The organism is Halobacillus campisalis (genome assembly GCF_030345335.1).
Taxonomy (GTDB): Bacteria; Bacillota; Bacilli; order Bacillales; family Halobacillaceae; genus Halobacillus_A; species Halobacillus_A campisalis.
Map to the genome: position 1 here is coordinate 244643 of NZ_JAPVRC010000005.1, position 12771 is coordinate 257413.

Annotated in this window: 14 protein-coding genes and 1 riboswitch; of the genes, 3 read left to right on the forward strand and 11 right to left on the reverse strand. The window is 41.6% G+C overall.

Features of this window, described 5'->3' with window-relative positions; translation table 11 throughout:
- The first annotated feature begins 105 nt into the window (after positions 1 to 105).
- A riboswitch (SAM riboswitch) is annotated at positions 106 to 217 on the forward strand.
- A gap of 99 nt (positions 218 to 316) precedes the next feature.
- Both metX and O2Q26_RS12600 read left to right on the forward strand, forming a co-directional pair.
- Positions 317 to 1390 (forward strand): homoserine O-acetyltransferase MetX, encoded by a 1074-nt coding sequence (metX, locus tag O2Q26_RS12595; protein WP_289216232.1) that lies wholly within the window; start codon positions 317 to 319, stop codon positions 1388 to 1390.
- On the forward strand, positions 1380 to 2354 hold the full coding sequence (locus O2Q26_RS12600; RefSeq protein ID WP_289216233.1) for a homoserine dehydrogenase: 975 nt from the start codon (positions 1380 to 1382) through the stop codon (positions 2352 to 2354). Before metX ends, O2Q26_RS12600 begins: the two co-directional genes overlap by 11 nt.
- A 48-nt stretch (positions 2355 to 2402) precedes the next feature.
- On the opposite strand, the gene O2Q26_RS12605 is transcribed toward O2Q26_RS12600, so the two are convergent.
- The 11 genes from O2Q26_RS12605 to O2Q26_RS12655 all read right to left on the reverse strand — a co-directional run bounded on the left by O2Q26_RS12605 (position 2403) and on the right by O2Q26_RS12655 (position 12188).
- Positions 2403 to 3113, reverse strand: a complete 711-nt coding sequence (locus O2Q26_RS12605) for a hypothetical protein (protein ID WP_289216234.1) — start codon at positions 3111 to 3113, stop codon at positions 2403 to 2405.
- A 92-nt stretch (positions 3114 to 3205) separates the two neighbouring features.
- Positions 3206 to 4042, reverse strand: coding sequence for a tryptophan 2,3-dioxygenase (gene kynA / locus O2Q26_RS12610; RefSeq protein ID WP_289216235.1), 837 nt, complete (start codon positions 4040 to 4042; stop codon positions 3206 to 3208).
- Positions 4043 to 4058: 16 nt separating this feature from the next.
- A complete protein-coding gene (locus O2Q26_RS12615) occupies positions 4059 to 4703 on the reverse strand; it encodes a DUF4166 domain-containing protein (RefSeq protein ID WP_289216236.1) in 645 nt (214 codons plus the stop codon).
- Between the two features lie 73 nt (positions 4704 to 4776).
- Positions 4777 to 6303 (reverse strand): RQC-minor-2 family DNA-binding protein, encoded by a 1527-nt coding sequence (locus tag O2Q26_RS12620; RefSeq protein WP_289216237.1) that lies wholly within the window; start codon positions 6301 to 6303, stop codon positions 4777 to 4779.
- An 84-nt stretch (positions 6304 to 6387) separates the two neighbouring features.
- A complete protein-coding gene (gene rpiA, locus O2Q26_RS12625; RefSeq protein WP_289216238.1) occupies positions 6388 to 7089 on the reverse strand; it encodes a ribose 5-phosphate isomerase A in 702 nt (233 codons plus the stop codon).
- A 221-nt stretch (positions 7090 to 7310) separates the two neighbouring features.
- Complete coding sequence (locus tag O2Q26_RS12630; protein WP_289216239.1) at positions 7311 to 7943, reverse strand: response regulator transcription factor; 633 nt, start codon at positions 7941 to 7943, stop codon at positions 7311 to 7313.
- The gene (locus O2Q26_RS12635; RefSeq protein ID WP_289216240.1) at positions 7936 to 8982 is read right to left on the reverse strand and encodes a sensor histidine kinase; all 1047 of its coding nucleotides are present in this window, start codon (positions 8980 to 8982) and stop codon (positions 7936 to 7938) included. Before O2Q26_RS12635 ends, O2Q26_RS12630 begins: the two co-directional genes overlap by 8 nt.
- The gene (liaF, locus tag O2Q26_RS12640) at positions 8979 to 9695 is read right to left on the reverse strand and encodes a cell wall-active antibiotics response protein LiaF (RefSeq protein ID WP_289216241.1); all 717 of its coding nucleotides are present in this window, start codon (positions 9693 to 9695) and stop codon (positions 8979 to 8981) included. Before liaF ends, O2Q26_RS12635 begins: the two co-directional genes overlap by 4 nt.
- Before the next feature lie 200 nt (positions 9696 to 9895).
- Positions 9896 to 10537 (reverse strand): PspA/IM30 family protein, encoded by a 642-nt coding sequence (locus O2Q26_RS12645; RefSeq protein WP_289216242.1) that lies wholly within the window; start codon positions 10535 to 10537, stop codon positions 9896 to 9898.
- A 16-nt stretch (positions 10538 to 10553) separates the two neighbouring features.
- A complete protein-coding gene (locus O2Q26_RS12650; protein ID WP_289216243.1) occupies positions 10554 to 10901 on the reverse strand; it encodes a lmo0954 family membrane protein in 348 nt (115 codons plus the stop codon).
- A gap of 186 nt (positions 10902 to 11087) precedes the next feature.
- Positions 11088 to 12188, reverse strand: a complete 1101-nt coding sequence (locus tag O2Q26_RS12655; RefSeq protein ID WP_289216244.1) for a M24 family metallopeptidase — start codon at positions 12186 to 12188, stop codon at positions 11088 to 11090.
- 151 nt (positions 12189 to 12339) lie between these two features.
- On the opposite strand from O2Q26_RS12655, the gene O2Q26_RS12660 reads away from it, so the two are divergent.
- Positions 12340 to 12738: a hypothetical protein gene (locus O2Q26_RS12660; RefSeq protein ID WP_289216245.1), complete on the forward strand. Its 399-nt coding sequence runs from the start codon at positions 12340 to 12342 to the stop codon at positions 12736 to 12738.
- Positions 12739 to 12771: the final 33 nt, after the last annotated feature.

Here is a 12771-nt window from a genome sequence, read left to right on the forward strand (position 1 = left end):
CCACCCATTCAAACGTCCTGTTCACTTTTACAAATAGTTTGACAATATGTGCTTCTCATTCTATAATTCGAAACATACCTTTTAAGACACGACTAAACTGAATAACTCTTATCTAGAGTGGCAGAGGGACTAGGCCCTGTGACGCCCGGCAACCTTCAAGCAACGGCTTGAAAAGGTGCTAATTCCTACAGATCTTTGATGATCTGACAGATAAGAGGAGGAACCTAAATACCAGCCCTCTTCTTATTTAAGAAGAGGGCTTTTTATATGCCATCTTTTCAAATGACGAAATTAAAATAGAGGAGGGAGTCCGACTATGTCTATTAAAAATATTACAAACCAGCAAACTCCCACGAAAGTACCGATTGGGGCTTTCACCTTAGAAAATGGCGACACTCTTACCGATGTTGAGCTGGCTTATGAAAGGTTTGGCCCAGAAGGTGCACCGGTCATTCTCATTTGCCATGCACTGACGGGAAACCAATTCGCTGTTGGCTCAAAAGAAAGCCCTGGGTGGTGGAAAGGGCTCATAGGGGACGATTGCCCAATTGACACTACATCATTCCAAGTCATCACCTTTAACGTCCTGGGAGGATGCCACGGGTCTACAGGTCCGGCGAGTATGGATCCTTCGAAGGAAGCACCTTACCGTCAGAACTTTCCTAAAGTGAGCATACGGGATATGGTACACGCGCAGCACAAGGCCCTGGACGTTCTTGGAATTAAAGAAGTGCACGCAGTGATTGGAGGATCTTTAGGAGGCATGCAGACACTGGAGTGGGGACTTCTTTATCCCTTCTTCATGAAACAGCTGTACGTCCTTGCAGCCACGCCCTACTTAAGTGATTATGGGATTGCCTTCAATCATATCGGAGCACGTGCCATAGAAGACGATCCAGCATTCAATGGCGGTTTCTACGAAGATAATGCCCAGCTTCAAGGATTTGAGATAGCCCGAATGGCAGGTATGGTCACTTATAGAAGCGGAACGCTTTTCCAGAAAAGATTTGATCGCCATCAAAAAGACTCCCTTTACGACATTCAGTCTTACATGGATTATCAAGGGGAAAAAATCAAAGAGCGTTTTGATGCGAATAGCTATTTATATTTATTAGAAGCAATGAACCACCACGACATCAGCCGAGGCCGCGGGTCTTTACAGGAAGCAGCAAAGCAGTTCAAAGCAAAACTTTATACGATAAGCTTTCAGCACGACTTACTTTACCCAAGAGAACTAATTGAAACATTCAGCGATCATGTCCCAGGCAGCGAGCACCACCATGTTCTGACTGATTATGGACATGATGGTTTTTTAGTGGAATTCAATCAGTGGGGATCATGGATGCAAGAGAAAATCAACGAAGGAGCAGTGAACCATCATGACGATTAAAGCAGCATTATTAGGATTCGGCACCGTCGGCCAAGGTGTTTATGAAATTCTGGAAGAGAAACAACAAGATTTACAACATTTACTCGGGCGCCCGGTAGAGGTGGTCGGTATTCTTGTGAATGACATGAACAAAAGCCGCCCGGTCAGAACAGAAACCCTGGTCACAGACCGATTCGAACAGATTCTTGAGCAGCAGCCTGACGTTATATTTGAAGCCACCATCGGCCAAGAGCCCGGTTATTCATATATCAAACAAGCGTTAAATGAAAGAATTCATGTAGTGACCGCTAACAAAGTGATGTTTGCCGCGCACGGGGAAGATATATTGGAGGTCGCTGATTTCCATGATGTCGGAATTGGATACGAAGCGACAACTGCTGCCGGTACACCGATCATCGGCACATTATCCCACCTCCTTCAAATCAACAACATAACTAAGGTAGAAGCCATTCTTAACGGGACAAGCAACTATATCCTTACGGCGATGCAGCAAGACGGAAAAAGTTTTTCCGAGGCTTTACAGGAAGCGAAAGATAAAGGATACGCAGAGGCTGATCCGGCCAATGACATTGAAGGACATGATGCTTTTTACAAGTTAATGATCCTCAGTCAATTGCTCCATAAAAAACAGCCCGTCTGGTCAGATGTTCCTCTTAAAGGCATTTCCCAAATCTCACCAGAAGATTTAACTGAAGCTGCACAAAAAGGGGAAAGAATACGTCATGTAGCCGCGCTTGAGCTGATTAACGGGGAATTGTCTGCTCAAGTGAAACCTGTGGCCCTCCCCGCTTCCCACGGACTTCACTCCATAGATGGAGTAGATAATGCCATCACCGTTTCAGGAGATTTAGTAGGCTCTGTTACGCTTCGTGGACCTGGTGCGGGGAAACGCACCACTGCCAGTGCAATGGTGGAAGATTTTGTGCGTATTCTTCAATCAGCGCCTATTTATCAACTTCATTAAACGAAGCCAAAAAAATCCTGAGACGAAATTGTCTCAGGATTTTCATTATTATTTTTCTTTTAACCATGACTTCTGAATCTCTGCATATTTAGAACGCATCATATCTTCTAGATGTATCTTAGAGATTTTTATCAAATCCTCTTCAGCACCGGAGTCTGAATGGAGGTAAATTTCAATACGGTCACCTTTAAGAGCTACATTTGTGAAATTCCCGGCATCAACCGCAAGCTCCGCACGCCCGCTTAATTCTTCATTCACCAGCTCAGTCAAGTGTTTTACGTGCTGCTCATCTTTTGTGAAAATGTCCTCTAATGCAAGCCGCTTCCCTTTCGACTTATCAAAATTCAAAACAGAATCAAAATTCACAGGAGAGTTGTCACCTGTAATAATAGACTGGTTGAATTTCACAACAAAAACATGTTCATCTTCGTAGAGAACATCATAAGACACACTAAATTCATGTGTGACGTCACTGTTTTGTTTTTCATGCGCTTTGTAACTGATTTTTTTGAATTTCTCTTTACTCTGGTTCACAAAGTCGATAATCGACTGATCGATTTGATCGTTTGGGGTTTGCGGATAATCAATAGACACATGGTACTCTTCAATTTTTTCAGTTTCTTCTTTAGTTGTTATTTCATAAGGTTCTTTTTTTTGAGATGACGAGGCTTTTTGATCATTAGCATCCGCAATGATAAATGAGCAGGCCGTCAGCAGTACTACACTAAGAAGTGATAGATATATATTAAATGAATTCATTTTCTTCCCTCTTTAATCATGATCTTTTCAAATCATAGTGTAACACAAATGTAATAGGGAATTAATAAATTTGTTATAAACAATCGATTTTTTTATATTTTCGTTCGAACATCCCATAGTTCTGGGAAAAAACGGTGGTCGAGTACCTTTTTCAAATACCCTACCCCCGAAGACCCTCCCGTTCCCGTTTTATGGCCAATAATTCTTTCTACTGTTTTCATGTGCCTGAATCTCCACTGCTGCAGAGAATCTTCAATATCTACAAGCTTTTCAGCTAATTGGTATAGGTTCCAATATCGATCAGTGTTTTTGTACACTTCTGCCCAAGCCTGTTCCACACTAGGGTCCGCTTGATAAATTTCAGTATAATCTCTATTCGTAAGGGAAGGATTGATCGGAAAACCTGCTTCGACGAGTTTTTCTATTGCTGCATCGTACAAACTCGGGGCTTCATAAGCTTGTTTTAATTCCTCATGTAGTTCACGATCTTTTTCATAAATTTTTATGACGTGCGGGGTTTTATAACCGAGAGCGAACTCGACCATCCGATATTGGTAGGATTGAAATCCAGATGCTTGACCGAGTTTATCCCGAAACTGGATATATTCTGCCGGGGTCAGTGTGGAAAGCACATCCCACGCGTGAATAATCTGAGTCTGAATCGTAGAGACTCGCGATAACATTTTGAAAGCTTCCTGCATTTCACCTTTTCGTATAGAAAGAACAGAGGCCTGTAATTCGTGCAGAATGAGTTTCATCCAGAGCTCACTAACCTGGTGAATGATGATAAAAAGCATTTCATCGTGATGATCAGATAACCGGTGCTGTGAAGAGAGAAGAGGGTCCAGTTTCAAATATTCTCCATAAGTCATCTTCTCTCGAAAATCCGTATGAACATGTTCGTTCCCTTTTGATCCATCTTCTTTCAATATGGTTCACCTCTTTTTAAGTCAGTATCCCCCGGTCAGGAATGTGGTTCGATGTGATCGGCAGGATTTCAGTGTGGACAAGCCCTTCATACATTAAGACCGTTCCGATTATTGGATGTTCAACGTGGACGTGAACTCGAAAAGCCTGTTCCTTTTCATCATAGTGCTCGTATAAAGAGGTTCGCGGCCCCTTAATCGATAAAGAATCCAATACCTTAGTCTTACGAGAATGCATGAGCAATCCTCCCTCTTTCGTCACATCTACATCCATGACGGTAGATAATAAAGAAGATTTACCTAAGCGGTCTACTATGGCTTGTTCTTGTTCATCGTAATACATCGCTGCGTCAAAACCACGAATCGCGTATGGGAAAAAGAAGCGGCGGATATAACTCAGCGCCTCCCGCCCGTCATCGTCTTCGTACGCATAATTTTCTAAAGTGAACGGCACCTCTTTCCCTCTTTCTCCAAATATGACGTGGTCTTTTGCGCCGATATTCAAGAAAGGGCGTAACATAAGAGGAGTACCCCTTATTTCTGTCATTCTCCCTTGGCCGAGGACCATAATATTTTGTTGACTTGTAATTCCGAATTTCTTTTGTAGTTCGGGGTGCAGCTGATGAAATTTTTCTTCGAGTGCTAAATGGAAAATCGATTTCATAAATTGTACCTCCCATACGTTCTATAGTGTCTTTATGTAGAAAGGGAGCTGTTGAAGACTCCCTTCCTTTTTGCTACATCACTTCTTCTGCGAATTGACTGATTGAATAACCCTTGCTCTGCTTCATCAGCCAGCCCTGGTTCTCCAGCTGCTTAAATAATCGCTGGATATATTTTTCCGGCCAGTCTGACAAAAGGCCAAACCAGCGTGTTTCATGAAGATGAAGCCTGCGGAGTTTATTCGTCGATTTCCCCGCAAGAACTTGTACAAGCGTATGTGCGGGATAATCTGTGCCATAATAATGGATTAGATCAAGCATTTGCTGGACAGAAGCATAATCAAGTGAGCGATCTTTAATCGTGATGATAATATCATCTTCCTGATAAACGACTTGACTGAGCCTCTCATTTAGTTCTTGTAAAAGCTGGTCCAGTGCAAGTTCTATATCTTCTGGTATATTATCCACCCATCCTTCCACCTGCTTCACCATAGAGACGTCGGCCAGCTTAATATGAGCAAGCCAGATGAGATTGGACTCAAACGACTCAATAGGCAGGTCGGAATGGTTCAATTTTTCATACATATCCAGAATCGTATCAGTCGTGACGAATGGCTCGTCATGTTTATATCGTTTGATCAAGTGAGCAATCTGTAAAGCTTCGTCCAACTTGTTACGATAAGGAATGAATTTTTCCTTTAAAAAAGATAATTGCCGCAGCTGATAAAGTAAATCAGTATTCTTATCGGCTATGTCGTTAAATTGTTGATGAATCGTCTTTATTCTTTTTCCAGCTTTTACAGGGTCGAATTCTTCTTCGAGCAGCACTTTATCATGATCAGTGAAGTAAAACACTTGATAATCACATACCTCACAGTAACAACAAATTTTCTTTTGACCAGAGTGAAACTGCAAATCTTTTTGGTGAGGACAAGTTGTACTTCGACTATTCAGCCATTGATCAGGTAAAGCACGGAAAGGACGCATGACAATCTCTACCCGGTGCCTCCAAAAGGATACATCCTCTGGATATTTAAGGACGGATAAAAGCGCCGATTGGTTCATGGTTTCTACAGCCTGAATGACGTTTTTCTTTTCGTGAGCAAGTAACACGATAGGATGAGCATGAAAGGAGTGGACGATCCTTGTGAGCCACTCTTCTCTTTCCTCTGAACTGATGTCCGCTATAAACATATAATCATCGATCACTTCACGAACGTGATATTCAAGCTGTTCAGACGATAATCGCGTGAAGTCGGTTTCATATAGATATTCATCTTTCAAGGGCAGCCCATGTTCTTTGGAAACACTGTTCCAAAGAAAAAATTCAGGTCTGATGAAATAAGGATGAAGCGTCTCATCTTTAAGAAACGAAACTGGCAGAACAGTCTGCCCCTTTATATTCAAAAACAAGTGTAAATTCTTTAAATCCATCTTTTTTTCATTAACATACGTGCCGACTGCTTCATTCAATCTAGAAAGAACACCGCGTTCAAACTTATGTCCGATTGATCGAATCGCTTTGTTCTTTTTTCCGATTGGAGTCAGAATGATATGAGGATATCGTTCATCTTCGTACGTTAAATTGACTGGAAGTCCCATAGTGATTCCCCTTTGTGATGGAAGGATATACTTCTATTATAGAAAAAGTATGAGAACATACCAATGATTATTGGATAAATGGGCTCATAAATATAAAATTTCCACGGAATAACCAATGAAAAGGCCCGTTTCTACAACTCCTGGAAAAGATTTTAGTTGTTTCTCCATAGTATGAGGAATATCTGGGAATCTTACATCCAAGATTACATTTCCCGCTTCTGTAATGACAGGGCCATCTTTAGCAGCGGCCTTGCGCAAATGTACATAAGTCGGTTCACAGTGTTCGATCAATTGCTCTTCAACGAGATGGATCGCCCTCGGGTCCACTTCTATTGGAACTTCAGCTTTTTCCCCCAGTCTCGAAACAAATTTACTTTGATCAACAAGGATATACGTCTTAGGGGAGCTTGCTATGACAAGCTTTTCCATGAACATTGCGCCTCCGCGCCCCTTGATCAGTCTTTTATTACTGTCCACTTCATCAGCTCCGTCAAACCCCCAATCAGGCTTGACTTCCGTCAATGAGGAAACAGGGATGCCATAATAGGCACATGTGAATGCAGCTTCTTTAGATGTCGGGACAGCTTTTACTTGCAGCTTTTCCCGGTTCACTCTTTCACCAATAGCCTTAATGGCCAGCATTGCTGTAGAACCGGATCCTACACCAATGACATCTCCATCTTTCACTTTAGAGCTTACGGCCTCCGCTAATTTTTCTTTTTCAGATCTATTAGATATGTCCCCGAAGTCAAGCGGAGATTCAAATAAAGGATTTTTCCATTTCATTTCTCTCACCTCTTAGTTGTTGTTATTCCCTAAACTGAGCAAATCAAGCCGGACCATCATTGAACCATTTGTTGAAGCATAGGATAGAAGAAAACGTTAAAAAAGCAGGTGGTCCTGTGAAAAAAGTCTATAAAAAGCTGCTGATATTTTATCTAGTATTGATCCTTGCGTTTATTTGGGTACTCATGAGCAAATAGCCTTTACCTGAGGCCAGGTAAAGGCTATTTTGTAAGATTATGTTTGAACGCATAAATGACAGCCTGCGTCCGATCATGCACAGTTAATTTCCCTAGAATATTACTTACGTGCACTTTCACTGTTTTTAATGCAATAAAAAGTTCTTCAGAAATCTCCTGATTCGTTTTCCCTTCCGTCATCAGCAATAAAATTTCCTTCTCACGTGCAGTTAACTGATCGTGAAGAGGCGCATCAGACCCTGTCCTCATTTTATTCATAATCTTTCCGGTAACTTCAGGCTCCAGAATCGATTGGCCATCATACGTTTGCCTGATCGCTCGTGCGATCTCTTCAGCTTTTGATGTTTTCAGCATATAGCTCGTGGCCCCTGCTTCCAGTGCCGGATATACCTTTTCATCATCTAAAAAGCTTGTAACAATAATGATCTTAGCTTCTGGCCATCGCTCAATAATCTGTCTCGTCGCTTCGATCCCATCCATTTTTTTCATGACAAGATCCATCAGGATGATATCCGGTCGATGCGACAAGGCCAGGTCCACAGCTTCTCCCCCATCATTTGCTTCAGCAATTACGTCAATATCGTTTTGAGAAGATAAATAAGCGGATACCCCGATACGAACCATTTCATGATCATCAGCGAACAGTACTTTAATCAATATGGCCGCCCCCTTTCAATAAAATCGGAACTTTCACTTCAAGTCTCGTTCCTTCGCCTTCTAAACTTACTACTTTAAGCGTGCCTCCAATTTCGATGGCTCGTTCCTTCATATTTTGCATGCCGTAAGAGCTGGCTTTCGCTTCTTCCACGTCAAAACCGATACCATCATCAACAATCCTTAGAATGATATACCCGTCTCTCCTGATCAGCATAACCTGGAGCGACTCTGCTTTGGCATGTCTTAATGTATTGGATACGGCCTCTTGTAAAATTCTGAACAGCTGATCTTCAATTCCTTTATCGAGGGTCAATGGCTCAACAGTCCAATCCACTTGCATCGGAACCTTCTGAGTTAGTTCTGCAAGTAATTCCTCAGATCCTTCTGATAAAGACTTCCCTTTCAGTGCTACAGGTCTCAAATGTAATAAGAGAGCCCGCATTTCCAATTGGGATTGATGGACCATATTTTCAACCATAGCTAGTTGATTTTTCAAGTCTCCATTCTCTTCTATAGACTTATTTTCATTAATAGCAGACATGAGCATTGAAGCTGCAAACAACTGTTGACTCACTGAATCATGTAATTCCCTGGCGAGACGGTTCCTCTCTTGAATAACTACCTCTTGAAGACTTTTTTCACGTTCTTTGGCCCTCTCGGTTGCAAGGCGCTGAGCGGTTTCAGCCTGCTCAGAAAATTTGTCTTCGATTTGCTTCATTTTCTCTTCAATGAGCGAAAATTCTTTTCTCGATTCGGTTTCGTTCAACACCGAATTTCCTTTCGTAATCGCATCCAGCTGATGTTCGATATAATGGAATTTCCGTGAATCGATCCATGCTTGGCCCCCGCCCAGTATGACACCCGCACTTACGCTCATCACCAACACAAAAATGATATAGGGTAAATCAAGTATTTCAAGCGTCCACAATTTTGACCAATTTTGCAGGGGAAAAGCGAAGAACGTAACTGTAATTAAAAGTACAGCAAGGACAATAATTAAAAGTACGTTGACAACGATTTGCTTTTGCCACCTGCTCATATGCGCTTCACCTCAAGATCACCAGACAAAATGGAGGTGATGATCTTCACCCGGGGCTTTTTCACCGCGTAATCTGGAGTCTTGTAGTCGATGACTTGATTCATCAATTTTCTATTTCTGAACTGAAAAATGGCTGCACGGCCAAAGATAGCACTATGTTGAATGGAAACCTCCACTTCGTAAGGAACATAGATATTGACATCACCAATGAAATGCCGGATTGAAATAACGGCTTCATCCTGTGGCAGTACAGTATTGCTCAAGTCGACTACCCGATCTCCAAACCCACCTTGGACATTGATATCCCGCCATTTATACGACCTTTCAGGAGTAGATTCATCCCCGAAGAACTTCTGCTTTACAATAGGATCAAGCTCTGACTCAGGAATATCTTCATAGAATACTGGCTCTATTCGTTCTGGTTCATTTTTTGATCGATAATAATGTCGGATCAGAAGCACAAGCACAGCGATGATAAGAAAGCGAACAGCCATCATGTTAATGACCGTAACAAATAAACTGACAGCCCCGATCCAGAATACAATTTTCCATATTAATTTTTTATAATTTTTCCACCCAAAGTAAAGGAGCACACCGGAAAAAATCACGGAAAATATCAAACCACCATTAAAAAAAGCAACTTCCAGCACGAGGAGGGCAGCACCTATGAGTAAAATAATATTTACTGTATCTGTAGACATTCTCTTAAACATAAGATGCTCCCCCCTTTCTAAGATGCTTGCTCTCTTTTAGTGATACTAAGTGTATCAACTATATGTAAAAGCTATATTAAACGATTCTATAGATTCTCATTGATATGACAGCTATCCGCAACACTCTCATTTCTGTGATTTAACAGAAACTATGATAAAAAGCGCAGACTTCACTGCGCCTTTTATCATACCATTTTTTATTACGGGGTCGTAACCTTCTCTTCCTTCTTCATATCCTTCTCAAGCTGCGCCACTTTACTATCGAACGTATTGCGGTAGTAAGAACTATTTACTTTGTATTCCAAGTTTTCAATATACCTATCGATCTCCGCAAATTTAGAATATGGCTTGTCCGCTGTATCTTCGATTACTTGATCCATACGGTGGTGGGCTCTTGCTATATTTTCTCGTCCCATTACCTCCATACGCTTTAGGTGCATATCCTTCAATTTATGCTTCATTTCCTCATATTTTCTTTCCAATGTTTCCAGCTGCTCGATAGATTCAAGGCGGGAAACCTTCAGCCTTTCCGCTCGTGACTCATATTCCTGCTGTTCTTTTACAGCGAATTCATACATTGAATCTTCACCCGCTTGCTGAGCTATCTCTGCTTGGTGTCTGCGTTTTGCAGCCATGTCCTCAGATTTCTGATATTCACGAGCAAATTCATCTTTCAAGCGATATTGGCGTTCTACAAGCTTACGAACTTTCTCTGTTTCTTTTTCACTTTCCCGCAAATATTGATTCAGCATTGCTATCGGGTTTTTCTTTTCTTTTTGATCCAATGCTTCATGGAAATCCGCTGAAATTGAATCTTTTAATCGTGTAAATAAGTTAGCCATTTTAAACTCTCCTTTATTATTTGTTCAATTCTGCCCATTGTTTTTCAAAATTAGTGAACGGATCATTTGATTGCACTTGCGTATCTTCCGCTTTAGTGCTTGTCCAGTTTTTATAGATCCAATAAATCGCATAAGCTGCAGCCAGTCCGACAACGGCATAAATATTAGATACCGCCACGCTTAAGATAATCAAACCGAGGATGACCCAGCCAATCTTTCCGGCAGTTGATTCGCTTTTAGTAAATTGTTTAAATACTACATAAAGCAGCCAGACGCTGACTCCAAGCAGAATCATCGGCCCTAAATTTGCTAGAAGAACTGCAAGGGCAATGAGAGCCGCTACAAAAAGCAAAAATTTCTTCATTTCATGTTTCCCTCCTTATCTATTTCCTGATTCAATCATATCGAGATCGTAGATTTTCCATAATGAGCCTGAGATATATTTTAGACTAGGTCTGGAGGCGTATAAGGATGTCGAACTTTTGATGATCATGCTTTGAACATAAAAAAAGGCCTGAAATCAGCCGTTCTGATTTCAGACCTTCCCTCCTTACTGGACGATGTTAAGTTTTGTAGGTGTTTTTGTGAGTGTTTCACAGCCGCTTTCTGTAACGAGCACGTCATCTTCTATTCTGACCCCGCCTATGTTCGGGTCATAAATGCCAGGTTCAATCGTATAAGTCATTCCTTCTTTTAACACTCCATCATTTAAATGACTCATTGATGGGAACTCGTGAACGTTGATTCCGAGACCATGACCAATTCGATGTGGAAATAAATGACCGTATCCTGCTTTTGTGATAACCTCTCTGGCTGCTGAATCAAGGTCCCCGATCCGTGTACCTGGCTTACTTATGGCTAAAGAAGCTTCAAGAGCTTGTTTAACCGTTTCATAAATAGCCTGCTGTTCATCAGTAATCGCCTGATAAGCAAACGTTCTAGTAATATCTGACGTGTACCCTTTCCAAACGACCCCTAAGTCAAAGAGGACAAAGTCTCCCTTCTTAAGTTTCCGGTCGCCAGGATTGCCATGGGGGTGGCCTGATTTTTCACCGAATAGAACCATTGTGGAAAAAGACATGGCGCTTACACCTTTTTTCTTAAGTTCATACTCAATGGAAGCCAGCACCTCCATTTCTGTAACTCCTTCTTTTAAAGCTTCTAACCCGGCTTGAACACCATAATCAGCTAATTGTGCAGCTTCACGGATATAATCTATTTCTTGCTGGTCTTTGACTACACGCATGTCGTTCAGCTGTGCTTCCAAGTCTGCCACTGATGCTCCTGAGAAGAGGTTTAAGAAAGATTCACTGCGGCCATAAGAAAGCACCTGCTTTTCAATTCCTGCTTTATGCACGTGTTTTATATTGATTTCATTTAATTTATCACCAATAAGAGTCCAGGGGTCTTCATGATCTGAGTAACCAATCACGTCATAAGACCATCCTGAATCCCGGAGCTGCTCCTCCTCCATTTTCGGCAGGACTGCAATGGGATGATGCTCCTGGAATACTAGCAGACCTAACAGCCGCTCATGCGGGTCTGTCAAAAATCCGGTCAAGTAGAAAAAGTTCTCGGGAGAATTTAAAAAGGCAACCTCTATGTCCTGATTTTTCAAGTATGTAGAAAGTATATTCAAACGTTGTTCCATAATATCTCTCCTCTTCATTTCACCATGATTACCTTCATCATATAGGAAAAATCCATTCTTTCCAAAGGAATGTAAGCCGGTTCTTGTATTTCTTTTAATCCAATGTTTTTGTATAATAGCGGGAGATGAACTATATTTGGGGGTTATTTTTTTGGATCGAACGAGATTTTTTGTACGGGTATCAGCTATTTACGCATTAATCGGTTCATTTATGGGGTCCCACATGGCTGGGGGCGGAGGCTCCCAGCTTAGTGCCGTGCACGCTCATATTCTAGTCGTCGGCTGGTTATCCCTTTTCGCTTTTGCGATTTTTTATAAAGTATTTTCTATTCCAAAAACATCTAAACTGGCCTCCTTTCATGTATGGAGCTCTTTTATCGGAGTCTTTGGGCTGACTACAGGAATGTGGCTTTATAATACACAACCTATCGAAGGCATTGAAACGCTCAACCTAATCTTTTTTATCGTCGGCGGTACCATTTTGCTCATCGCCTTCGTCTGTTTCGCAATTATGGCCTTCGTCCACGGCAAATTCATATCAGAAGAATAAACAAAAACGCCGGTCAACCTCCGGCGTTTTTGT